This is a genomic window from Loktanella sp. F6476L, from assembly GCF_023015725.1.
Taxonomy (GTDB): Bacteria; Pseudomonadota; Alphaproteobacteria; order Rhodobacterales; family Rhodobacteraceae; genus Yoonia.
This window is the reverse complement of record NZ_JALKAR010000010.1, coordinates 40,518-64,648: the sequence shown is the minus strand read 5'-3', so window position 1 is coordinate 64,648 and position 24,131 is coordinate 40,518. Positions and strand designations below refer to the sequence as shown.

The window sequence follows — 24,131 nt, the reverse complement described above, 5'->3', positions numbered from 1 at the left end:
AACTACTTTTAGTGCATGGAAAAAAAAATGACAAAGACAGATGGAAAAGGGGTAGAATTACATCTTTGTAATAACCCTCGTCATTTGTTTTTCGCGTTAGCAGATGCCCTTGGACGTGATGTCCGTGCCGTTGTTGTTTATCTTGAAGATGACGTACCTTTAGATGCTGCCATGAAGTCCCGATTGGCTGTGTTTGAGCGCAGAATCAGAGTTCTTTTTTCGACAGATGCGGCCGAGATTGCGCATTTTTCCGGATTTCCCGCCTATTTTCCTGGTATCCTGAGGCGCAATTTGCGCCCGAGCGGAACGCGCGCGACTGGTTGGAAATTGCCTATGTTAGGTGGACGTCATTTTACGACGGGGTATATTTACCATCCGGGATTTTTTACATCCAAACCAATAAGGGCAAGCTGTGACTATTTGGTGATGCGTGAGGCGGGCCTAAACAATTATGTGACGCATCCAGTGTCGGGGTTGAAAGCGGTGACGCGGGCGCTTTGTGGATTGTCATGGCGCGGGCAAACATGGGGGGAAGAACCCTGGGTGGATGCTATCGAAGTCACTAATCCCGACCGGTTACCTGAGCGGGTGCGAGTTAAAGCGCGCCAACATGGGTTTACCGAAGTTTATGAAAGCTTAAAGCCCGATCAAGTTTGTCGATTGGCGGCGGTATTTTTACCTAATCCACCAGTGATAGACACTCAAAACGGGCCAGCAGCGCTGATATTGACGCAACCATTAGATAAGATCGGGTTATCTTCGGAAACCGAGAAAAGGCAGATTTACACACACATCGCGATACATCTTAAGAAGCAGGGGTATCAGGTCTATGTGAAACATCATCCGACCGACACTTCCTTTGCTTTGGAAGATGCCAAGACCGTGCAAGCAAGTTTTCCCATCGAACTTTGGCCCGCGTTGCATCTGCCTCGGTTTGATTTAGCTGTGGCGCTGTGTTCAGCGTCTTTGGTCGAAGGTGAATTTCTGCTGGCAGAACGTGTTGAGCAACTGATGCTGCCTGACGCTTTCACCGCCGCAGGTTGCAAAGCATTGATGCAGGACTGGCCATCCGCATTAAAAAACTTGTCTCTTTAGAGAAAGCTCTCGCAATAACGTTTCCCACTGAGTGTAAATTATTTCAGGTGCGTACGTTTCACCAATAGATAGGGCGGCTTTGCCGGCATTTTGGCGGTTTTTGGGGTTTTCAATATAGCGCCGCAACCCATCGGACAGCTCTTTTGCACTGCCGCCGACAAGCTGTCCGTTAATGCCGTCTTGGATCAGTGTATTGACCCCTGTGCAGTGCTCGAAACCGACAACGGGTAGTCCGTGCGCCATCGCTTCTGCAACGACAAGCCCGAATCCCTCGAAGGCCGCGGGATGGCAGAATATAGATGCCTGATCATAGATAGGCCCAAGCTGGGGCGTCGTTCCGCAAAGTTGGATAGAAGACCCAAGTTTGCTGGCCGAAATCTGGGAATTCAGGGCGTTATGATTTGGTCCTTCACCGTATATTTTGACCTGCCAGTCTGGAAAATCTGTGTGTAACAAAGTCCACGCATCAACCAAAAGATCAAAGCGTTTCACATCAGTTAGTCTTCCGACCGCAAGTATAGTTTTTTGGCGAGTTGGGCGGGGATCATCCTGTGGCGAAACCCGTGCAACTGCATTCGGGATAACGTGGATGTACGGTTGTTGCTGTGCCGGAAACCAATCCCTAAAATCTTCCAATAGTACCGTAACAGCATCAGCGTCGGTTAAAGCCTTCTTAGCACGGCGCCGGTAGATGGGATTTTGATCCCAGCGGATGCTGTTTCCGAAGTCCTGCTCAGGCAAGTTATGAATAGAAGCAATGACGGGAATGCTCAAAGGTGCCGCGGCACGAACGCAGGCCGTAATGGCAGGCGGCAAAAAGCCCACGACCACATCGGGCGGGTGCCGTTGTAAGTGGCGTCGTAGTGTACGGATAAACAATTCGTGCGTCAGGCCCCATTTCACATGTCCCATGATGTGCCCATGGGGGAGCTTCTTGATGGACGATGGGGTGTTGTTAGTGCGCGGTGTGTCGAGATTCGGACGCCTGAACGGAAACAGGTTCTTAACAACGATACTGTTCGTCTCATACATGGCACGACCTGCGCCGTTATCATAGATTAGAATCTCTACATCTATCCCGCGTGCGGCCATTGCCTGAGCTGTTTCAACGAACACCCGTTCTGCACCCCCAGACAGGCCCAAAAGCTTTTGGATGACAAAACAGACCCGTAAAGGTGTGGATGTCATCTTAGGAACGGATCACATTTATCCGTGAATAGTTGGTGGCCCGCATCAGATAGATGCATTCCATCAGGCAAAAGTACCTGTCGATTTTGAGCCTGCCAGATGTGGCGATCAAAATCCAACAAGTCTATCTCATGGTCATACACTGTATTCATAATATCCAAATTATACGCTGCGAAATTTCGATTCATGGACGGAGTTCCGGGCCATGATTTGGCAGGGGGAAGAATAATTGTCGCGAGAATAATACGTCTTGCATTCCGGGTCCGTAGCATACTTACAATAGCACTCAGATTATCGCGAAATCGTGTTGGTGGAACGTAATGGTGGGGAGGTAGTCGCATGATAATATCGCGACGATATTTCCGGGAAAATTCGATCAAACGGTTTCGTGTGTCCGGATCAAGAAATGACAATGCAATCCGTTCATTTTCCAAAAACATCCTGTTTGCACAATCGTTTAATCCAACATGAAGCAAAAAGTCGGAATCTCTGCCCAAATCGGCGTTTTCAAAAAGCAAACTTCTGACTTCCGTCGTCGTAAAGAAGCGTTGACACATGCTCGTTACGGACCGGTCAGAGTATTTCTCGTATATCAGACCTGTATAGGTGCGCTCCGCACCCTTCTTCTCTCCCTTGTTGTCGTTGGGACGGGGGAGCCCAAGACTATCACCCATGATCAACACATGACGTGAGCTACCAGCCTTCGGAGGATAAAAATTTTGATACATTGTACGCTCACGCGCATATGTTGCGTGTTCGCGGGAAATCGCCGCGTCCAGTTTGTCAGCATCGACTAAACTGAGAACTTGTGTCCGCGCCAATGCAAACTGTTGGACGGCGATCTGCGGTTCATGTGCTTGTGCAGATTCGAACGCAGTTTCAATTGTTGCGCGAACGACGGCGGCTCCATCTTCGGTCATGTACCTGTCTTTCCGAAACTTTGGCCTGTCCGAATAGCTTCGTAGAATTTCATGTTCATGGCGTGATTTTCAAGTGTAACGAGGCGATCTTTGTCCTCTCCCGTCAGAAACGCACGCGTTTGACGTAGAATGCCCGGCTTAAAGTGCTGATCGTTTTTGTCATCGAGCGTAAATTCTACTTCGGCAAAACTGTCGTGTGTTTGCATCCTAAGCTTTTCCAACGGCTGCAAAATCAGTCTACGTTCTTTCGTCAGAATTTCCATGCCCCAGCGACCAGGAGAAATCCAATTGGCGTGCCATGCAATGGTGGCTTGATCTGCGCGATGGCCAAACCCTACGAAAACACCTGCGTCGGGGTGCCAATCGACGCCATTTTGCCCTGCGATACGGGCCTCCAACACCTCGGGCGCTCCGAAGAAATGAAATGCTAGATCGATGACATGTGTAGAGTTGCCGTAAAACCAAGTATTTAATTCACGAGGGTGCTTTCCCAATGCGCCAATGCGACGTGCAGGCTCGGAGAAATCAAACCTCAGACTCACCAATCCACCATCCTCGGATATGATGCGATCTGCTGCGATGACTGAACTTAGAAATCGGCGGTTATAGGCAACGTAGACTTCAGCATTTACCGCTTTAGCCTTGACGAGCAAGTCGGACATTTCAATGACATCCAACGCCGCCGGTTTTTCGACCAATATCCGTTTGATTCCATGATCAATCAGCTGACCAGTGACTTCCGCCAAAGCATGAGCATTTACCGTCACAATAGCAGCAAGATCCGTGGGAATATCCGCAAGCTGTTCGGCCAAAACACCGGGTTGAGCCCGTATTCCGGTTTCAGCTGCGAACTTTTCGGCAGAGGCCGCGCCACGTCCGAGAACAACTGGAACAATGTTCATTGCTTTGAGAACTTTTGCATAGGCCGCGGCCATGCCACCAGCCCCAACTAAAAGAACACTAGATTGGTCACACATATCAGGGCTTTCTCGTCGCTTGGTTTAGCTGATCGGACAAAGAGTTTCGTCTGCGGTGGGCAAACCTAGATACTTGCACATTGCTCGCAAGTAAAGACGGTGTTGGTTCGCGGAGTCGACATATGGCGTAAGCCCAGGATCGCCGTATTCTAACGCTTGATCGTATATCTGAGGCATGCCAGAGACGTATTTGATTTCAAACGGGCCAACCTGATCGTCTCTTACGATAGTCCCTTTCAATTCGTTGATTTGATAGTTTTTATCGCCGTTTTGGATCGAAATCACGATATTCATCGTATCATCATCTTCACAGGTGACAGACAGTGCGGCGCCATTCTTCAACATGCCTTCAAGCGTCCCGAAAATCTCGTAGAATCCGGCGCGCTTACTCTCAACTGCATTGGGGTGAAGCCCGGACAAATCCACTCTCCCCACGCTTGATCTGTTCAAAAATTCGATCAGATCCAGAAAATGAACGGCGTTAGAGGCTAAGCCAAATGCACTACCTGTGACAGTGACGTGAGTTGGTAGGTTTTCGTCAAGTTCATCGAACAGGGCGTGGTAGCTATCAAATCCACGGCGTCCACAGTTTACAAAGCCTCTAATTCCATGAGCCTCCAAAGTGGCTTGGACAGCGTCAAGTGCTTGGACCGATTGGAACAGGATTTTCTCGAATATGACGACACTAACGCTATGGCGCGCGATGATGTCTTCGAAGGCGGCCTGTCGTGTATCTGCATTGGTCGCAATGACAACAAGGTCAAGCGTCCTCGGGCTGGAGGGGATTTCTGAGGCTAGAGAGTAACTATGCTTTCCGCTTTCTTCCTGACTTGATATGAAATCGGAAATCCGTTCGTGAGCCTCCTGAAAAGGTTCGACGATTATAATGTGCGCCGGTGTTTCCATCGTGGACATCGCCTGCAAGTGACGAAATCCGATGTTCCCGCATCCGCAAAGCAAAACTTGTTTCACCATGCTGTGAGCCCCCCATCTACAATAAGATTTTGTCCGGTGACATAGCTTGATTGATCCGACGCGAGGTAGGCTACGGCATCAGCTATTTCGTGCGGCTCTCCCATTCTTCCCACCATGGTTCTGGCGGAATAGTTGTCGACAAACTTGTCATTCTGGCCGCTAAAAATACCTCCAGGCGTCACCGCATTGACCCTTACACCTTGATCACCCCAATAGCTTGCCAAATATTTTGTGAGACCCCAGAGACCTGCTTTTGACGCCGAGTAAATTGCAGGGGTGTTAATTTTATGTCCCTCATAAAGCGCGCCGTCATAGATGCGCTGGTCGGGCGCGGCAACGCCGTAGATCGACAAGATATTCACGATTGCTCCATTGCCTCTAACAGCCATGGGCCCACCAAATACCTGCGCGCACATAGCGGGTCCGGTCAGGTTTACCCGCATGACATAGTCCCAGTCTTCGAGTGGGAACGTCTCAAATGGTTCGAAGAAATTGTCAGACTTTGTTGCGGCTCCGCAGATCAAAACATCGACTTCCCCAAAGTCATTTTCGACGGCCTTCTTTAGATCCACTAACGCATCCCGATCCGACACGTCACAACTATAAGCGCGGCCCAATCCGTTGGGGTACGCTCCATTTGCAGAGAGAGTTGCTGTGGCTAAATCACGGTCAACGACCGCAACGCGATGCCCATCTGACGTGAGTTTTTTGGTCATAGCAGTTCCCAAGAATCCACCGCCTCCGGTCAAAACAATTGTCTTGGTGCTATTGGCCATTTTTGATGTTCCTTTCGTGTTCTTCGCGCATGAGAAGCTCGACTAATTTGAAATCGATTTCATTGTCGATATCGACTGAACGTTCGTGTGGCATGACATGCAAGCGCGTACGTCCTTCCCACAAACCAAGAGCAAGGGTGTGTTCGTGCCAAACGTAGATTGAGGCGTTCATAGAATAGACGTCTGGTGCGACTTGTCGTGAAACGATGTTACCTTCGATTTTTTTCACCAACCGTATATTTCCGTCAGATTGCGGTTCGACCATATTGAAATAGGGGTTCTTGTCTGCGACATAACCTGTAATGACGGCGTCTGTTTCGTTATCCAGCAATTCAAACGCTGCAGTAATATCCTCTATAGTTCGCAGTGGCGAAGTCGGATCAAGGTCAATAATTTTTGTGACTTCTACGCCAGAGGCAATGATTTCTTCAACAAGGTGGATGATAACCGGTAATTTTCCAGCCTCCGATGTTGCGAGAGACTCGGGTCTTTTGAAAGGTACGATAGCACCGGCATCACGTGCAACTTGTGCGATTTCATCATCATCGGTGGACACATAAACAGCATCAATTTGGGGGCAGCTTTGTGCTTGCTCTATACTGTGAACAATCAAGGGTTTACCCATTAAGTCCCGAACGTTCTTACGCGGGACACCTTTGGATCCCCCGCGCGCGCAAATCGTACAAACTGTCGTCATATTAATGTTCCTTGGTCTCGTGCTTGCAAGGCTAGTCGTGTACTTGCGATTCCGTCTTCAAGTGTTTGAAGGTGCGGTTCCGTATTACCCTGAATAGCGCTCGCGATCCGATCAAACATGGATAAATAGGTTTGTGGCACATCGAAATCGGCGTTTTGCACCGTCACGGTCTCAATACTATTAGGTGTCAGGCGATTAAGATGCCCTGAAAGATCCCATTGAAGCCCTGTTTCGTCGCCAATGATTTCATAGTGGCGCACTCTTTGGCGTGACACATAATCTAATGCGACGTGGATTAACGGTGCACCGCCTTGTCCCGATAGTGTCATCAGTGCGGTGTCATTGGCGTTTATTTCCAAATTACTTAAGCGGGCGCAATGCGCATGTTCCAGCTTCAGTTCTCCAAAGAACCAACGTGCGACATCTATTTCGTGGACAAGATCCAACTCGACACCGCCACCGCGAGCCGCATCTGCGGAATAGCAGGTTCGATAGTCTTGCGTCGGTCGCCAATCAGGCAACCACAATCCGGCAGTAAAATTCGCCCGCGCCGGCCGCCCGAGTGTGCCAGCATCGATTGCATCCTTAGCCTTTTGCAATGATGGAAGGTATCGAAAATTAAAACCCGCCGTGCGGGTGGCAGCGGGTGCGGTCTTTAGGGACTGAATGATTGTATCACAATCAGCGACCGCTGAGACAACCGGTTTCTCGACCAATAGGTTATAACCACGCGCAATAAGGTCGGGTAAAATATCGATGTGATTTGCGGAAGGAGTTGCCAGAACAACAATGTCAAATTCCTGTCCGAACGCCTCATCAGGATCAGATATAATGGTAGCCCCAAGGTTTTCCGCTTCCAGATCAGGTTCCTGACGGTGGCGCAAGACCGTTAGTTTTGCATTCGGAAACCGAGTTGCCGCATTGCGTAGATGTCGCCGGCCAATCGAACCCAACCCAATTATCAAAATAGAGTTCACAATCAGGTTTCCAGCTCAATCTGACGTGCGGGATGACCAATCCAGACGGTCCCTACAGTAGCGTTTTTAAGCAAAACAGAACCCGCGCCAATAACTGCAGAATCGCCAATAGACAGACCTTGGCGCACAACTGCTCCGGCACCAATAAGGACATCACAGCCTGTTGTGACAGCGCCTGTTATATGCGCGCCGGTGGCAACATGAGAGTTACGCCCTATATGGCAATGGTGTTCAACAACAGCAGCGCTGTTAACCAAAACGCCGACGTCAAGACGAGCACCGGTCCCGATAATCGCACCGGCAGCAACGAATACTCCCTGATCAACGCGGGACGAAGGAGAGACTGTCGCGTTAGGATGAGTGATAGTAGCTAAGCAGTCTACAGGAATTTGCGACATGATCCCTGCACGGATCTGAGCACCTCTTGAGGTGACAAACCCAATGCCAATCGCGAGTGAAATATGCTTGTCTACTATTTCGATCAATTTCTCGTCGTCGCCGAGCCATACCCCTAAAAGCGGGTCGGATCCGGCTTCGGGGGCAATATGCCCGATTATAGTCCACCCCGACAAGACTGCTGCCTCTGCTACTACACAGGCGTGCCCGCCGCCCCCTATGATCACCAATGGCTTATCTCGCATGAATGTCGTCAATGGTTATCGGCGTATCTACATCGATATCGCGTGTCAAAGCGCAGCCCAAAACAAGCGGCAAGTGGCCCGGTGCGAGTCCTGTCCCAGGACGGACGATCTTGATGCATTCATCCGTCAAAACAGTCCCACGCGTCAACGCGCGCGACGAAGTAATCGACCGCCGTCCTGCCAAGGCAGTACGTTTCTCGGCCGCGGTTGGGGCTTTTATTCCGGTTCCAATCGCGCTTTCAATCATTCGAATTCCGGCCACAAATGACTTGAATTCTGCAGGCTCCATAGAGGCCTTTTGGTCAGGTCCAGGTAAAGCTTGATCCGTGGTGATGTGCTTTTCAATAATCGTCGCCCCACGGGCAACTGCGGCCCATGAAATAGCCGACCCAATACTGTGGTCGGACCAGCCAACTGGAATCTGGAACGCTTGAGCCATCGTGTCTATCGCCGCAAGATTGCAGTCGTCTGGAGAGGCCGGGTAGTTCGAGACACAGTGCAACAGTGAAAGTTGTGTATTGCCGCTTGCCGTAATCGCTGCGACGGCCGCTTCAACTTCTGACAGAGTTCCCATACCTGTCGACAAGATGACGGGTTTACCTTTTCGTGCAATGTGGGTCAGCAACCCAAGGTACGTCAAATCGCCCGAACTAACCTTGTAACGGTCAACGCCTATTTCGGCCAAAAGGTCGACAGCATCCATACTAAACGGAGTCGATAGAAATTCGATCTCCTTGCTTTGACAGTATTGTGCTAACGTTTCGAAATCGCTGGATGAAAGCTCTAGCGATTTTAACATTGAGAATTGGCTGTCGTTGTTGTGGGTATTTACCCGTTGATAGTCGGCCTTTTGCGCTGAAGCGGTCACCAAATCTTCAGCTCTGAATGTTTGAAATTTGACTGCATCAGCTTTTGCGTCAACGGCCGCATCAATCATTTGGCGAGCGAGGTCAAGCGACCCATTATGGTTTACGCCGATTTCGGCAATGACGTAGCAAGACTGGCGCATGGGTTCGTTTCCTAAACGCGGGCATCCAGCGATTTCTCGCTAGCGCGGTGGCTCTTTGCAAAGGCCGGTTCGACTTCCGCAATGGCGTCTTTGAGGATTGTTTCCGTCAAAGGGGACGTTTGATTTTGAGTCAAAAAGACTCGTAGTTTCTCTACGAAAACTGGGAACACGCGATCATCTGCTGGCGGAAGGTATGCCACACTGTTGAGTGTTGAAAGTTTTGTCGACTGAACACTTTCGCCTACTCCCACGAATTCTTCGTAGGGCTTCTCTCCGGCCGTATCGAGAGGAGTAAGCAACACCGGCCATTCGTTCCGGGTTCTGCATGCGGCGACCGATGCTCTTGCTTCGTCTTCGTTATAGGTGAACCACGGCGTAAGTCCCTGAGCATCCAAGTACCAGGTGGCCACATCTTGAAGTAAAACCAGATGGTCTGCAGGATTTAGGTCAGGAATGACAACGCTACGATCGGGCCCTAGAAACGCCGCAAGTGTGCATAAATGCCCGGACTCAGCCAAAGACACAAAGAAACGCCGACACCCTTCGGGACATGCCATTGGTTGTCCTGCGGCCTGACGTAGTTGCCAACTTTGTAACAACGAGCCATTTGACATAGCAACGTTGGCAAAACGAGCGGACGTGATTTCAGTGTTTTGTGACCAAGCAAGATCCGGAACAAACAAGGCATGCTCCATTAATCGTTTGGTCGCCCCCATCATTGAACTGGGGTTTGCGGCCTTGTCTGTTGATACACAAAATAATTTTTTTGGCTCACCGATTTTGTGTAATTCGTGGGCGAGGTCTACAATCTTCAGAACATTGGTTTCGAGCATTGCAAGAATTGAATAAGGATCTTTTTCGGACCGCACATGTTTCAGCGCGGCAAAATTCAAAACGTAATCATACGGTTGGTTTTGCGCAGCAAGCCACTGCCGGAAAGGGGCTCCACCGTAATCGAAAGGCAACGTCAGAATTTCGTCTGTCAAAATCGGTTCATCTGCAGATCTAAGCGCGCGAATGACCTCTGCGAGGCCGTTCTCGTTGTGATCAATCACATGTACTGCCGCAGGAGCAAACCGCATGACCGTCTTGAGCGTTTGGAACCCAATCGACCCAGCGCCGCCAACGATCAGAATTCTGGAGCCCCTAATGATGTCACTCAGGTTCGCTTCGTTCGCAACGAGATCATCGGTAAAAAAACTTTGGCTTCGACTAACGATACGTGCGTCGAGTTCGGGCATATCACAGTAGCTCATTCTTCGGATCCTTCAAAAATGGCGCGTGCTCGTTCAAGCTCAGTGACATTCCCAATATCAATCCACCGCCCGTGATGTACCTTTGTCCCGCACTTCATACCGCGTGTTTGCAGATCACTAAAAAGCGTTGGTAAATCATAGAATACTTCGCGGGGGATGACCGTCAGAATGGATTTAGACAGCATATAGAAGCCAGCATTAATTCGAAAGTTCATCGTAGGCTTTTCCTCAGCGCCCACGAAATCTTCCTGCTGCCCAACGTTCACCACGCCGTAGGGCACCTGATAGGAATAGTTTCGGACAATCATGGTTGCGTCCCAGTGGTTATCCATATGCTGCAATTTAAGTGCGTCAACATCGATATCATTCAAAATATCTCCGTTCAAACACAAGAAGGGCTCGGACAACTCTGATGGATCAATCAAACCCAATGCGCCGCCCGTACCCATACGCATAGTCTCACGAACATAGGTGATACTGACGCCCAGTTCCGCACCATCGCCATAGTGATTGACTATCATGTCGCCTAAATAATTGAGAGACAGAACAAAATGATTCACGCCTTGGTCTCTGAGATGTTCGATGATGTGTGTCAAAATCGGTTTACCACCAATCGGCAAAAGCGGCTTTGGGCAGTTGTCGGTCAAAGGTGCCAGACGACTACCAAGTCCACCAGCCATAATAACGGCGCTCAATTTTTCTGGGCTTGCAGCCACCCACAAGACAAACATCGACACTAAGTACCCATCTTGGATCAATGGCAGATATTCTAACCCCCGTTGCATCATAAGGCTGCGCACTTCAGGCAAGGGCATTGGGGCTTCAATGATCGATGGTTTACGGTTCACGACGTCGGCGATCAAAGCGCTCGTCTGGCCACCATTCGCCAAAAACCGTCGCAAATCACCGTCCGCGACTACACCAACGAAACGGCGACCCTCTTCTACAACCACGGGTACCAAGCGCAGGCCCGCTTTACTCATGATTTGCATAGCTTCGAGAACCGTCTGAGTTTCGAAAACGCACAGATGTTGCAAATCTCGTTCAGTATAATTGGCCAGTCTCACGAGGTACCTTCGTATGCTGTCCAGAATACTGAGGCGGCGTCAAGGACCGTATCCAGTTGTTCTGGGGTAAGATGAGTTGAGCAAGGCAGTGGAAAAATCCGCTGCCACAAATCACCGGCAACATGCATTGGCTCTACCAAAGCAGCCCGATACGGTGCCTGGAGGTGTATCGGTTTCCAAAACGGTCGCAAATCAATTCCAGAGCTTTTCATATGGTTTCGAAATTTCTGGCCAACCTCTGGATCTTCACCAGTATACCAAAACCCAGAAAACCAGTGTCCATTCCGTCCAAATTGTGGCTCTGGAAATGCATCCAAAACCTCAAATTTCGAGGCAAATTCCGCGTAGGTATTTCGGATAACCTGCTTGGCGTTCAGGAATTCATCCAATCGCTCCAGCTGAGCAACGCCAACTGCCGCCTGCAGGTTGGTCATACGGTAATTGTATGCAACAATATCATGGTCGTAATTTGCGCCGACCCGGCCAGTCGAACTGAGGTGCTTAATCCGCGTAATTAGTGCGGAATTATTGGAAGCAACCGCGCCGCCCCCGCCGCACGTTACGGTCTTATTCCCATTGAACGAATAGCATACCGCATCAACGCCAGTCATGCCTAACTTCACCCCATTGATGCCTGACGTACCAATAGCGGCGGCCGCGTCAACCACAACTTTCAAGCCGAACTCGCGCGCGAGATCACATAGGCCGTCAAGATCAGGAACTGCGCCCATAATCATCACTGGCATAATTGCCTTAAGTATTTTTCCTGTTTCACGGTGAATGCGGCCATCGGCATGCGGATCCGTTTTCGATAAAATGGCGTCCCGCGCAAGCGACACATCCATTGTCCAGTCAGACGCATGGACATCTACGAGCCAAACGTCAGCCCCAGCATGTTTCACCGAGTTTGGAGTCGCAATGAAGGTCAAAGATGGCAACATGACCAGATCATTTTCTCCAATATCCAACCCTTCTAATGTAAGATGCAAAGCAGTGGTTCCACTGCATAAAACGACTGCAGACGGGGTTCCGCTTAGGGTTGCTATCTGGCCTTCGAAATTGGTCACAAACGGCCCAACAGTCGAAACGAAGGTCGACGTAATGCAGTCTTGCAAGTAGTCAGCTTCCCTGCCTTGAAGGTTTGGAATAGCGAGAGGTATCATGGGCTAAACTGTGCCTTTCTGGCGAAAACGAGCCTTTTCTCCGAGTGCACTGTTCGGATACACGGATGCAACAGGTAAGTGCAAGTAATTGGATAGACATTGCTATCTGCCTTACTCATATTTGCGCAATGCAAAAAGTGACTGATCCGAGGACCCAAGATGCCAAAAGGTTACGATATACGGCCCTGGCGGTCAGGCGATGAAATCCACATCAGGAATTTGTTCAAAGATAGCTTTGGGCGCGAATTGTCTGCCGACTTTTGGAAGTGGCGTTACCTCGACCATCCACACGGGGGTCCGCTTGTGATGCTGGCGTGGTCTGGAGATGATTTGGTTGCCCATTACGGTGCAAGCCAAGCACCGTTCTTAATCAATAGCGAAATCATGCCTGCTGCCCTGTCGATGTCGACAATGACCCACCCCAAGCATCGAGGTCGTGGTTTAGTCGAAGCCGTTGGCGAAGCACTCTATGAAGACCTGCGTCAGGCCAGCTATGCTGCCGTTTGGGGTTTTCCGAACCCAATGATCAACGCAACACGGCAACGCAAATTGGGATGGGAACCAGTCTGCGACGTAGCAACACTATCGCTCGCAACAAAATCTGTTGCCCATACAGCAACCGAAAGCTTACCTGCTGTCGAAAAGGTTCCGGCGATTGATGCGCGCTTTGAAAACTTGAACAACCGGCTGGCAAACTCAACAGGATTGCAATCGTTAAAAGATGAAAAGACGTTGAAATGGCGCATCGATGTCAATCCTGTAAACACATACACCCGATATATAATCACTGATCGCTCAGATATTTCAGCCTATGCGATCACCAAGAACTACGGGATCGCAGAGACAGATATCGTCGATCTACAGGCAATTGATGAGCGACATACGAAGGCCCTGTTGCACTCGATTTGTTCCGATGCGCAAAATGCTGGAATAGAGCGCTTAAACACATGGTGTTTGAATAAAGGTGGACCACGATTGGCCCTTGAGAGATTCGGCTTTAGCGCCAATAGCCCGGTTACTTATTTGGGTGGCCGTCAGTTTAATAGCGCGGTAGGGGACTTTACCGATGCCCGCCGGTGGTCACTGGCTATGCTTGACTCTGATTTATACTAAAGGACGAACATGGAGCGTAAAGTTCATTTTCTTACTGGCATTCGATCCGAATACGACATTCTCGCACCGGTCATTAGCGCCGTTGATGCAATGCCAAACCTATCCTCAAGCGTCATCGTGTCCGGCGGACATCTTTCACAACGTATGGGCAATTCTGTTCGGCAGATCGAAGACGATGGATTTCGAATTGCAGCCCGTATTGATAGTTTAATGGCCTCTGACGGACTGTCGGGTAGGGTAAAAGGTGCGGCGTTACAGATGTCCGGTATGACGGATTTGTTTGCCAATGAACGTCCAGATTTTCTAGTCGTCATGGGTGATCGAGAAGAATCTATGACTGGCGCGCTTGCCGGTCTCTATCACCATATTCCTGTGGTCCATATCGGCGGCGGCGATCATGCAGAGGACGGTAACGTTGATAATCCGATCAGACACGCTGTTTCCAAAATTGCAAACATCCACATGGCGACGACAGAACTAAGTGGGCAGCGGCTCCGCGCAATTGGTGAAGAAGACTGGCGGATCAATGTCGTCGGCGCATCTGGCCTGGACCGCTTAATCAGTGTCGAACACCTCAGTCGGGAGAAGGTTCTGTCACAGCTGGGTCTCGACGAAAAATGCGGACCTTATCTTGTGTTGCTTTATCATCCGACTATTACTGATTTCTCAGAAGCCAAAGCCCACATGGCAACGATCTCACAAGTATTGGAAAAAAGCGAACTGAACGTCGTCGCTCTGATGCCAAATACAGATCCAGGCAGTGACGCCGTCGTTGCCGAGCTCACAGCGCTTTCAGCACGGTGCGACCGTGTTCACCTATTTACATTTTTGGAGCGGGTCCTGTTTGTGAATATGCTGCGCCATGCGCATGCAATGATTGGCAATTCTTCGGCAGGCATTCTAGAAGCTCCAACACTCGGTTTGCCTACAATCAACATTGGTAAACGACAACGTGGGCGCGAACATGCGGCCAATGTGATCTGGACAGGGTATGACCCCGACGAGATTTCAGCCGCGATCGAGACAGCAACAAAAGATGCAGATTTTCGCACGATGCTGGCGAAATGCGAAACTCCTTATGGCGATGGAACCGCAAGTAGTAAGATCGCAAACATCTTGAGCGAAACAGAAATCGACGATCGTTTGTTGCACAAGCGTTTCGTAATGGAGACTTCCATATGATCTTTGACCAAGGACATGGGCCGATTTTGGTCATCGCACCGCATCCCGATGATGAAACTCTTGGGGCAGGGGGCGCGCTTCTGCGTGCACGCAAGACAGGTCGCGAAGTACATTGGCTTATTGTCACGCAAATGCGCCCTGAAGACGGTTGGCCCGAAGGCAAAATGGCGAAGCGTAAACTCGAAATAGAAACGGTGGCTGATGCCTATGGCTTCGCGAGTGTACGGATCCTCCCATTCCCAGCTGCCCGCCTCGATACCTTTCCCATTGGTGACATAGTCGCGGCCATTGGAGACGTCGTTAAGGAAATCAATCCCGAAGTCATGCTCTTGCCACATCGCGGAGACGCGCATAGCGATCACGCTGCGGTTCATGATGCAGGTGCTGCGTGCGCAAAATGGTTCCGATATCCATCAGTCAAGTGGGTCTTGGTCTATGAGACGTTGTCGGAAACAGACGCTGCAATTCAACAGGCACTGCCTTTCGTACCAAATATATATGTCGATATTACCGGCCATCTCGAAGAAAAGTTGCGTATCACTCAGATGTTTGGGGCTGAAATCCAAGACTTCCCGTTCCCGCGAAGTCTGGCTGCCATAGCTGCTCTTGCGCAAGTAAGGGGCGCCGCAAGTGGAACACAGGCGGCTGAGTGCTTCATGTTGCTCCGCGCCAGAAGTTGAGGGCGTATTGTGGAGCTTAAATCAACTCTTGTCCGATATGCGAAGGCGGTTAGAATTCTGCCGAAAGCTTTCGCACAAGCACCAATTGGAACCATCAATAAACGCATCCTTGATCCATTAAAACGCCGAGCGTCACGGTCTCGCTGGTTTGTTCGCGACCGTATGGTTCAAATAACGGACAAACTCAAAGGCTTCTCCGCCGGCAATCAACTGTTCTGGAAACAAAGTAACACACGTCCGTGGCAGCACGTGGACAAACGGCTTCGTGAGTTGCACGAACATAAGCCCGACGCCATTGAAGACTTTGTCCGAATTTCCTACGAAAAGTGCTTTAATCCTTCAGTCCTAATAGCTCTGGGGCGCTCGGCCTTAACACAAGAAATCATTCGAAGATGTTTGCTGGACGAGGATACAGCGAACACTTCTCAACTCGCCAACAGAATGCGACGTAGTCAAATGGTGAGCTCTGCGATTGTGTCTCTCGCGAGCTTACTTCTAGATGATAAACACTCAGCGGAGTTTGCACGACTTGCAACTCATAGCAGTCCCGAAATCTCTCGCGGTTTCCTGCGTGTTATCGACAGCTGTGGTTTTGTTGTCGCAAACACTATTGAGCCTGACATCCGCTCCAGATTGATAAATAGCGGATTCAAAAAAGCTACCAAACGCCGCTTAATTGTGGTGCCCGACATATCCAATGTGACTGCAATCGCCATGCTGTGCCAGGGTGCTGAAGAAGCGACCGTTTTTGCAATCGGCGACCTGTATGGACGCGCGAATTTTTCCAACGATACACTACATTCGGGTGACTGTGTTATTTCCGTCGAACACCCGAGAAGCCGCATAACCCGTTTCTCGTCTGAGTATCATCGGGTACATGAAGAAACACGCGAAACCGCTGAATTCCTGGTGTCGGAACTCAACATTGCGTCGAAGGCCAGATTGACCGTCAATGATGACGCAGGGACGGCTTTAGCTTTGGCTGACAATCTATTTTTCCCGTGTTTACAGTTCACAGCATTACAGCAGTTGATGGCGTCTGAAGAATTTGATCACGTCGTCATCGGTTTCGATCCGTCAAGCCCTTCAAAGCGAGCAAGCAATGATCGCTTTTGCGATTTGATTCTTGGCATTAATGGTATTGCATCTGATAGACGGGTAGAACTTGTTTGCACATCAATGCAGGGCTCTGCCTTAGCCGCGTTCGAACAATATACCATCCGACTATCGGCAGGCGCGCCAGATGTACGAATGCCGAAATCTCGGCATCTGATGCTTGAAACCGCGATCAAAGATCTCGAAAAGAAATCGAAGGCGTTCACGGAAAAACTTCAAGGTTGGCCTAGTTCAGACGCTGCACGGGTATTGCTGGCCACATCACAGGTTGCCGCTTACAACAGATCTTCCGCGGCTTATTGTGATGCTTTGACAACAACCCATAATCTTCGTGTGGCCTTTATGGGCGGCAACCTCGTTTCATTTGCTGCCACAATGGAAGAACCGTTGTCGTCTGACGAAATTTATCCACTTCCTCAAGCTCCGCACGGGAAATTCGAATTAACCAAAATTTGGCTAGAGGACTTCCTCCATTCAAAGATTTCGATGATCCATCACAACTATATTGCCCATGTTTTGAGGACGCGGATTAAGGACGTGGCCACAAATGGCCTTTTATCCTACATCGCGCATTCTTTTTTATGTAATGCATGGTTTGCTCAGCTACACGCAAACGATCAGCTGCCCCAACTGGTTATCCTGACACCTTTTCGGAGTCCTAGAGTCGCCGCCCTAGCGGCTGTTTCCAGACGCTTTAATGTACCGAGCTTTGCCGTTGAACCACATGGATTGAACGCTAGCTATTGTCGATACAGTAAAATTACAGCCGACTATTATGGTGTCGTCTCAAGCTTTTTTGCTTCCGCTGCAGCGGAAGGATTCGGGATGAGTGTCGATCGCTGTCCGGTTATTGGATCACCGCGCTTGGAAACAACCTCCCACTATGATTTGCCTACAAAAACAGCGCAAGCCAGAGCGGCTTTGGCAGAGGAGTACCCTGTTGATTTTACGGCACCAAAAGCTGTGCTATCTTTCTTTGCGCAACCCTCGAACTGGGATCAAATCTCCGGAGTTTGGTCAAAAATCATTCAGGCCACAAAAGATTTGGATTGCTTGCTGATCCTTAAACTTCACCCAGAGGAAACGGTAGCTCGTAGAGAAGCTTACATGCGGGTCGTCAATGAGGAGAATGCGTTTGATCGAGTCGAAGTTTTAAACGGTGATGCACAGTTAATCATTGAAGCCTCAGACCTTGTTCTATCAAGCTACAGCGCAACAGTCATTGAGGCGACATTGCTCCGCCGCCCGGTTTTTTGCGTATCAAATGGAGATGTAGATTACCCTCTGAACCAACACGACGTAATTGGTGGCCAGTGTTTTGGGTCTGCTTCTGCTTTGGGTGAAGCCATTCGAGACTATTTAAGCGATCCGTCTAAGTACAATGCTATCCCTGAAACGTTCCTGTCAAATGAAGCACAATTTACGGATGGTTTCTCGCAGCATTTGCATGAGGCTATAACCGATATTTTGGCATTGCCTGCTGATCAATCTTTACGCCCACCTGCGGACATTCCGAAGTCCCTGTTCTTGGATGGCCCACATAAGGTCTATGAAGTTTAGAGCCTCCGCTGCTTTCCAAAACTGACTGCGTCGCAATGCCCGCCCGAGCGCGTCAATGAAGTGTCGGTACTTTAGCGTCACCCCCAGCATGACCTAACATTTTGCTACTATAGTGGCGTCGGTGGCTTAACTCTTTGATAGAATTTAAATAGCCTTTGCCGTCACTTGGCTCAGAGGATATTGCGCTAAGTTGAAACGGTACGACAGGAAGAATTGATGCCCAAAGTAATACTTCATATAGGAACAATGAAAACTGGTACGACTTCCATTCAAGAAACGTTGTCCAATAACGCTGACGTCATGTCTCGCTTTAACTACACCTATGTCGGCCCTCCAATGCGGACTTCTGCCGTTCTAGGTCCTACCATCAAGGCCTTGACCGATACCAAGCATGACTTAATCATTTCCGATGAAGGTCTGTGGCACTTCGCAGATAGCAAAAGGAGCGATACACATAAGCTTGCAGGACTCCTGAGAGGTTATGACGTCACTGTACTCATTTACCTGCGCCGCCCAGACAGCTTTCTGAATTCGTGGTTCCAACAGGGGCTAAAATCCGGGACTGGGGCCAAGACCATGTCGCAGTTTTTGGATTCGCCTTTCGTGAAATCAGGTCTTGAATTTTCTAAGCGAATCAAACGGTTCGAAACGTTGTTTGGCGCGGGCAGTATAAAATTGCGAGCTTACGAAAAATCACAACTAAAAGGCGGTGACGCTGTTCTGGATTTTTTGCATGTTACCAACCTACCTGCTGAAGATTTCATGCTACCACAACCCAAAAACAAGACTCCTGATACCGACAGCCTTTTACTGCGCAGCCTATACCAACGTGACCTCGGTCGTTCTTCAAAATTGCTAGCTAACCTGGGAAAGCTCAATCAACATCTATCGAATAACGGGTACAAAGGACGGCGCTATAACCTCCTAACCAAAGCAGAATTGCAAACGATCATAACAACGTATCAACCGGAATTTTCTCGCCTACAGTCGGAATATGGTGGTGGGGTATCCCCAAGTTTCTTTGAGTCTTGGCCAGATATAGAAAATGCAAACAATAGTCTACTAGACTTACGGATGGTCCAAGAGGAGATGCTATCTCTAGAAAGCTAGCTCGCTTTCCTGAAGTTTGAACATATTGCTTTCTAATAGGAGTCGCACTTCAAAGTAGCGCGCACCCGGGCACATCATTAACTCCCATAATGATGATTATGTTCAGTCATGCTCCACCATATAATGTTCCAACTCCATCCTGTGAGATTTTGCGACTGCGAGCGTGTCTGGCAAATTCCCCACGCTGATCATCATGATCACCACTTCGCTGTCGGGGATATCTAGCGCCGCCCGCATGTCCCGATCTTTGTCTGCCCGCATCGACCATGCAAGCGGGCACGCCCCCAGTCCTTGCGCGTGTAGTGCGTAGAGCAGTGACATCGCGAACATGCCGCCATCGACGAAAGGTTGGTTGCGTTCGCCGGTGCCAGAGAACGCCTGCAAATCTGCCGTCACGATCAAGGCCCGTGATGCCAGATGTCCGAACCCTGTATTTCCCGGCTGCCAAGACAGTGCCTTTTGCGCATCCGCGAAGACATGCACACGTGCCCCTTGGCGATTGCAGACGCTGGGGGTTTTGCGGGCCATGTCGACCGCTGCGTGGATCATCTCCATCGCCACGGGCGTGTCTGCATATTGGCGCACAGAATGGCGCGACCAAAAGAAATCAGCACCAGTTTTGCCCGTGATCGCCAAGATGTCGTCGCGGGTCACAGGTTTTGTGCCGCCCGTCCGGTCGTCCTCAGCCTTGTCCAAAAATGTCTCTAACGTCGGGTTTTTGATGGCATGGCCTGCATTGAACGCCTGATAGCTTTGCAACGCGGATGTGGCCGCAGGCACCCCGTTCGGGTCAAACTTGGTCCGGTAATCGCGCAGCTTGCCCATCAAGAAGGCGATCTTATCAACCCCGAAACCGGGACGCGGTTCAGACAGCGACAAGCCCTTCTCAACGCCGTGATAGCTTTTGTAGATCGCATGTAGCGCCTGCGCCTGCGTTTTGTCCGCGTCTGTCCCATGCGACCATGCCCCGAAACGACGCAGATCATACAAATGATCCCTTAACAGTTGGGCCTGTAACCGCAGCCATTTGAACTTGCGCCACACAGCGCGCGCTGCACGGTAAGGAAGGGAACGTTGGTCCATTTCAGTCTCTATTTATCGTCAAATCGGGAATATCGGGGCGCCGACGCGCGGGATTTTACCCCGTCATCTTTGCGTTGCGGTGCCACAAGACCGCGGGGCGTGCGCTGGGTCATCGGCGCTGTCTCTAGATTGCGTACAAAAACCGGATCTGTGCGCGGCGCATCATTCACGGGCTCTTGATTGCGATCTTCTTGTGTGGGGGCCACGATCAACCAGACCCCTGCCCCAAGCATGAAGAACACAAACGAATACATCGATGTCCAGACGTGCACCGTGCACAGGGTGAAGCTAAGCCCAAGGAACGTGAACACCCAAGCCCTACGGAACACCGCCAACACTGGATCAATCGATAGGTCGCGGCGCATAACGTGGAACAGGATCAAAACATAGCCAAGCAACACCGTTAGAAAACCGGGAATGCCGTAGCGCATCGCCTGCAGCAGCCAAAAATTATCCACCGAATTGGTATACATGTACCAGGGCCGGACCCAGTCATTCAGCCCAATCCCGAACACGGGATTAGCCCAAACGTTTTTCATGCCCCATTCAAAAATCTGTGCCCGCCAATAGGCCGTCTGAGGCGAAAACGTCGCATAACTCATGAAGACATCAATCGGTTTGCGGTTCGACAACAAATCGATCACCACATAGCCCAGTACAAATAGGCCGACCAAAATCCACCAACGCTTTTCGATTTTTGCAAACATCATCGACCACAGGATCAAACCGAACTGCAACGCTATCGCGAGGATCGCGCCAGATGACAGCGCAAGAAATCCGGTGGTTGCGATAATCGCCCCAGTGATCCAGCGCCGCGCCGTCCCAAAAGTCCCTTCCATCGCCACAAAGCACAGCGAAAAGGTGATCGAACAGAACAGCCCAAAATGGATCGGATGGCTGAACCCCATTTGCACGCGATCAAGCCCGAACCGCCGTTCCTGGATCGAATAGGCAATCGTGCGCATGCCGGGCACTTTTTTCAGGAGGTCAATGATCAGCACTTGGCCTGTGACGGCCTCTAACAAGGCCAAAGGCACCATCGCGAGCACAAACAGGATCAGCATTTTGGACAGGGCCGTGAAATCTTCGCGGGTCCGGATGTAGGCACGACCCAACACGTATCCGCCCAAGAATTCCATCCCCACCGATCCGGTTTGCTGGACCACCTGCGAGGGGTTGTTCATCACCAAAGCCACAGCTGTCCACAGCACATGGCCGATGAACAGGAAATCTGTCGCAAACAATTTGCCAAACCGGCCCATGAACAATTGCGCCATCAACGGCAGGATCATCACGATCAACACAATCCGTACGCCTGTCAGCACCAATGGCCCCAGCGACACGCCCACGGGGATCACCACCGCCAACAGATACAGCCACACCACCAACGGCAGTTTGCCGGACACAGCGATAGGATCGGCCCCTTGGGTCGCTGGTCTGTGTGAAAAAGTGTCGCTTACGGCCACGTGTCGTCCTTTGGCTTATTCATAAGCTCTTATGGGTCTGTGCTTTGCGCTGACTATATGGGGGACCCATCTGTGTGGCGATGGTTTTGCCTCCGATCCGGTCAGATCACCACCAACCTGTGACCCCTTAACCCCTTTGTAACCCCTGCGTCCGCCCTGCCCCGTGATCGGCAACGTGATCCGGACCGGTGGTAATGTCGCGTCGATTTTCCCTGCAAACACCGGAGACATTCCCATGCCTATTCTTGATGATTTCAAAGGCTACAGCCCCAGCATGCAAAGCCCTGTCACACATGCGGTTGGTATCACGGCTGATGATACCGCTGATCTTGGGCATCTGACCCGTGCGCTTTATGTGGGCACGGGCGGCGATGTGCGCGTGACAATCGCGGGCGGATCAACCGTAACCTTCGTGAATATGGTCCAAGGCTGGCATCCGATCCGTGTGTCACGGGTCTGGGCCACGGGGACCACGGCGGACCACATGGTGGGGTGCTGGTAATGCTGGGCCTTAGCACAGCGCTTGGCTTTCTGTCGGGTGGAGGGCTGCCTGTGACGGGTGGCTCTGTCACCGTCCCGGACGCGCCTTATGTAGAGCCTGATCCGGTCGATCCGGACCCGATCCCTGATCCAGACCCTGCACCCGATCCAGATCCGGTGCCTGATCCGACAGCTGCCGTTCTGCCCATCACTGTCACGGCCCGTTGGTCGCCGCAGTTTTCGACCGTCACCATGGATGGTGCCCGTGTGGCGACAGCCAGCGATCTGCAAGGTCTGGCAGATGTCAGCGCCTTGCCCGGTGCGGGGCCTACGGCGATGGTTGATGCGCTAGGGCGGCCGTTCTGGCGGTTCGAAGGTGACGCTTTCCTCGAGATCGCAGACACATTGGCGCTGTCCACCCGCAACATGTCTGTCTTTATGGTCGGCCGTTTCCACCGCGTGAAAACACGAACCGCAGTTCTGTCGCTTGGGCGCAATGCCAATGCCGCCCCCAACACGGTATCCGCCGCGTTAGAGACATCGCTTAACACCTACAGCGCGCCGCTTTTGCGTGCTTTCGCCAAGCCAAACAACGCCAGCTACCAGACACCTGAAAAGATGATCACAGGCTCGCAGATGCAAGTCGTCGGCATGGTGGGTCGCGAGCCTGCCAATGGGGGATCAATGTTGTGGATGAACAATGATCGTCTTGCCATCCCGAACCCGATCCGTATCTCTGACGTGCCGGGCGGTGAAATTGGCCGCTTTGCGTATAGTCCGGGCAGCTCTGGCAATTGGGGCAGGTTCGATCTGTACGAATTGATCGTGATCGACAGTGCAATCGATGCGGCTGACGGTGATGCACTGGTCGCTAACCTGATGGCCACCTACACGGTCACACCAATCCTGAACCAGCTTGTGCTGGAAGGCGATAGCATCATGGAAGGCACCGGCGATGTAACCTCTGGTCTAGCGGCTAACATGGTTCTGACCGATCCGGGTGCGGGTGCGGGTCTGATCGGGCCGGATTGGCGGGTCGTGAATTTGGCGGGGTCTGGCAGCAAGATCGCAAAGCTGGTGCAGCGACGCGACGCAGAACACGGTTGGGCGCAATTCACACTACCGGGGGAAAACGTCATGGCGTTCGAACTGGGGCGCAATGACATTTCAACCAGTGGCGGCCTGACCCCTGCGCAGCACTACGCCAATGTTGTGGGGTATCTAACCGATGACTTTGGAACAGCTGCGACCAGTATTCTGGACCGTGGTTGGGATGTACGGGTGATGGTCAACATCGCCTCTGCGGCATCACTTGACCCCAATATCACCGCCTATCGCGCCTTGTTACGTGAACCTGCCTTTGCGATTGATACCGCATCAGATGCGGGCAGTGCGCATGACGGCCAAGTGCAATTGGTCGACACCGATCTGATCACTGTGGGTGGCGATACGGTCTTTAGCACGCCCGCAGATGCCGCAGATGTCACCTATTACGCAGGCGACAGCACGCATCCAGGCATCACAGGCTGCGTTGTCCGTGTGACCGGCGGGGATACCCCCGCGCATGGCATCGCATACGGTTTGTAAACAGATGGGGCGC

At 51.0% G+C, this 24,131-nt stretch carries 22 protein-coding genes; 8 read left to right on the top strand and 14 right to left on the bottom strand.

Annotated features, from left to right (window positions below; all coding sequences use genetic code 11):
- The first annotated feature begins 27 nt into the window (after positions 1–27).
- Entirely contained in the window at positions 28–1,095 is a 1,068-nt protein-coding gene (locus tag MWU61_RS16385) for an alpha-2,8-polysialyltransferase family protein (RefSeq protein WP_247129539.1), read from the top strand.
- Here the strand turns inward: MWU61_RS16385 and MWU61_RS16380 are convergent.
- Genes MWU61_RS16380 through MWU61_RS16325 form a run of 12 tightly spaced genes read right to left on the bottom strand, consistent with a single transcriptional unit; the run spans position 1,075 to position 12,741 of the window.
- Positions 1,075–2,283, bottom strand: a complete 1,209-nt coding sequence (locus MWU61_RS16380; protein ID WP_247129538.1) for a glycosyltransferase — start codon at positions 2,281–2,283, stop codon at positions 1,075–1,077. The two genes, MWU61_RS16385 and MWU61_RS16380, sit on opposite strands and share 21 nt — an antisense overlap.
- On the bottom strand, positions 2,280–3,203 hold the full coding sequence (locus MWU61_RS16375) for an SGNH/GDSL hydrolase family protein (RefSeq protein WP_247129537.1): 924 nt from the start codon (positions 3,201–3,203) through the stop codon (positions 2,280–2,282). The genes MWU61_RS16380 and MWU61_RS16375 overlap by 4 nt, the downstream gene beginning before the upstream one ends.
- Positions 3,200–4,180: a Gfo/Idh/MocA family oxidoreductase gene (locus MWU61_RS16370; RefSeq protein ID WP_281502220.1), complete on the bottom strand. Its 981-nt coding sequence runs from the start codon at positions 4,178–4,180 to the stop codon at positions 3,200–3,202. Before MWU61_RS16370 ends, MWU61_RS16375 begins: the two co-directional genes overlap by 4 nt.
- A gap of 24 nt (positions 4,181–4,204) precedes the next feature.
- Positions 4,205–5,155 carry a Gfo/Idh/MocA family oxidoreductase gene (locus tag MWU61_RS16365; RefSeq protein ID WP_247129536.1) on the bottom strand — a complete coding sequence of 317 codons (951 nt, stop codon included), beginning with the start codon at positions 5,153–5,155 and terminating at the stop codon, positions 4,205–4,207.
- Positions 5,149–5,931, bottom strand: coding sequence for an SDR family oxidoreductase (locus MWU61_RS16360; RefSeq protein WP_247129535.1), 783 nt, complete (start codon positions 5,929–5,931; stop codon positions 5,149–5,151). The genes MWU61_RS16365 and MWU61_RS16360 overlap by 7 nt, the downstream gene beginning before the upstream one ends.
- Positions 5,921–6,628 carry an acylneuraminate cytidylyltransferase family protein gene (locus tag MWU61_RS16355; RefSeq protein ID WP_247129534.1) on the bottom strand — a complete coding sequence of 236 codons (708 nt, stop codon included), beginning with the start codon at positions 6,626–6,628 and terminating at the stop codon, positions 5,921–5,923. The genes MWU61_RS16360 and MWU61_RS16355 overlap by 11 nt, the downstream gene beginning before the upstream one ends.
- Complete coding sequence (locus MWU61_RS16350) at positions 6,625–7,605, bottom strand: Gfo/Idh/MocA family oxidoreductase (RefSeq protein ID WP_247129533.1); 981 nt, start codon at positions 7,603–7,605, stop codon at positions 6,625–6,627. Before MWU61_RS16350 ends, MWU61_RS16355 begins: the two co-directional genes overlap by 4 nt.
- Positions 7,606–7,607: 2 nt before the next feature.
- Positions 7,608–8,246: a DapH/DapD/GlmU-related protein gene (locus MWU61_RS16345; protein WP_247129532.1), complete on the bottom strand. Its 639-nt coding sequence runs from the start codon at positions 8,244–8,246 to the stop codon at positions 7,608–7,610.
- Complete coding sequence (gene neuB, locus MWU61_RS16340; protein ID WP_281502219.1) at positions 8,236–9,255, bottom strand: N-acetylneuraminate synthase; 1,020 nt, start codon at positions 9,253–9,255, stop codon at positions 8,236–8,238. Before neuB ends, MWU61_RS16345 begins: the two co-directional genes overlap by 11 nt.
- Positions 9,256–9,266: 11 nt before the next feature.
- Positions 9,267–10,511, bottom strand: a complete 1,245-nt coding sequence (locus MWU61_RS16335; protein WP_247129530.1) for a polysaccharide biosynthesis protein — start codon at positions 10,509–10,511, stop codon at positions 9,267–9,269.
- The gene (locus MWU61_RS16330) at positions 10,508–11,578 is read right to left on the bottom strand and encodes a nucleotidyltransferase family protein (protein WP_247129529.1); all 1,071 of its coding nucleotides are present in this window, start codon (positions 11,576–11,578) and stop codon (positions 10,508–10,510) included. Before MWU61_RS16330 ends, MWU61_RS16335 begins: the two co-directional genes overlap by 4 nt.
- Positions 11,575–12,741: a DegT/DnrJ/EryC1/StrS family aminotransferase gene (locus MWU61_RS16325; protein ID WP_247129528.1), complete on the bottom strand. Its 1,167-nt coding sequence runs from the start codon at positions 12,739–12,741 to the stop codon at positions 11,575–11,577. The genes MWU61_RS16330 and MWU61_RS16325 overlap by 4 nt, the downstream gene beginning before the upstream one ends.
- A 159-nt stretch (positions 12,742–12,900) precedes the next feature.
- Between MWU61_RS16325 and MWU61_RS16320 the strand changes: the two genes are divergently transcribed.
- The 5 genes from MWU61_RS16320 (at position 12,901) to MWU61_RS16300 (ending at position 19,502) form a co-directional block, all read left to right on the top strand.
- Complete coding sequence (locus MWU61_RS16320) at positions 12,901–13,854, top strand: GNAT family N-acetyltransferase (RefSeq protein ID WP_247129527.1); 954 nt, start codon at positions 12,901–12,903, stop codon at positions 13,852–13,854.
- A gap of 9 nt (positions 13,855–13,863) precedes the next feature.
- A complete protein-coding gene (gene neuC, locus MWU61_RS16315) occupies positions 13,864–15,036 on the top strand; it encodes a UDP-N-acetylglucosamine 2-epimerase (protein ID WP_247129526.1) in 1,173 nt (390 codons plus the stop codon).
- A complete protein-coding gene (locus MWU61_RS16310; RefSeq protein WP_247129525.1) occupies positions 15,033–15,716 on the top strand; it encodes a PIG-L family deacetylase in 684 nt (227 codons plus the stop codon). The genes neuC and MWU61_RS16310 overlap by 4 nt, the downstream gene beginning before the upstream one ends.
- 9 nt (positions 15,717–15,725) lie before the next feature.
- The gene (locus MWU61_RS16305; protein WP_247129524.1) at positions 15,726–18,392 is read left to right on the top strand and encodes a hypothetical protein; all 2,667 of its coding nucleotides are present in this window, start codon (positions 15,726–15,728) and stop codon (positions 18,390–18,392) included.
- A 216-nt stretch (positions 18,393–18,608) separates the two neighbouring features.
- Positions 18,609–19,502 (top strand): hypothetical protein, encoded by an 894-nt coding sequence (locus MWU61_RS16300; RefSeq protein WP_247129523.1) that lies wholly within the window; start codon positions 18,609–18,611, stop codon positions 19,500–19,502.
- A 102-nt stretch (positions 19,503–19,604) separates the two neighbouring features.
- Here MWU61_RS16300 and MWU61_RS16295 read toward each other — a convergent pair whose 3' ends face one another.
- Both MWU61_RS16295 and MWU61_RS19890 read right to left on the bottom strand, forming a co-directional pair.
- Positions 19,605–20,585: a nitroreductase family protein gene (locus MWU61_RS16295; protein ID WP_247129522.1), complete on the bottom strand. Its 981-nt coding sequence runs from the start codon at positions 20,583–20,585 to the stop codon at positions 19,605–19,607.
- An 8-nt stretch (positions 20,586–20,593) separates the two neighbouring features.
- The gene (locus tag MWU61_RS19890) at positions 20,594–22,051 is read right to left on the bottom strand and encodes an O-antigen ligase family protein (RefSeq protein ID WP_247129521.1); all 1,458 of its coding nucleotides are present in this window, start codon (positions 22,049–22,051) and stop codon (positions 20,594–20,596) included.
- A 235-nt stretch (positions 22,052–22,286) separates the two neighbouring features.
- Between MWU61_RS19890 and MWU61_RS16285 the strand changes: the two genes are divergently transcribed.
- Positions 22,287–22,553: a hypothetical protein gene (locus MWU61_RS16285; protein ID WP_247129520.1), complete on the top strand. Its 267-nt coding sequence runs from the start codon at positions 22,287–22,289 to the stop codon at positions 22,551–22,553.
- The gene (locus MWU61_RS16280; RefSeq protein ID WP_247129519.1) at positions 22,553–24,118 is read left to right on the top strand and encodes an SGNH/GDSL hydrolase family protein; all 1,566 of its coding nucleotides are present in this window, start codon (positions 22,553–22,555) and stop codon (positions 24,116–24,118) included. Before MWU61_RS16285 ends, MWU61_RS16280 begins: the two co-directional genes overlap by 1 nt.
- The last annotated feature ends 13 nt before the right edge of the window (positions 24,119–24,131 follow it).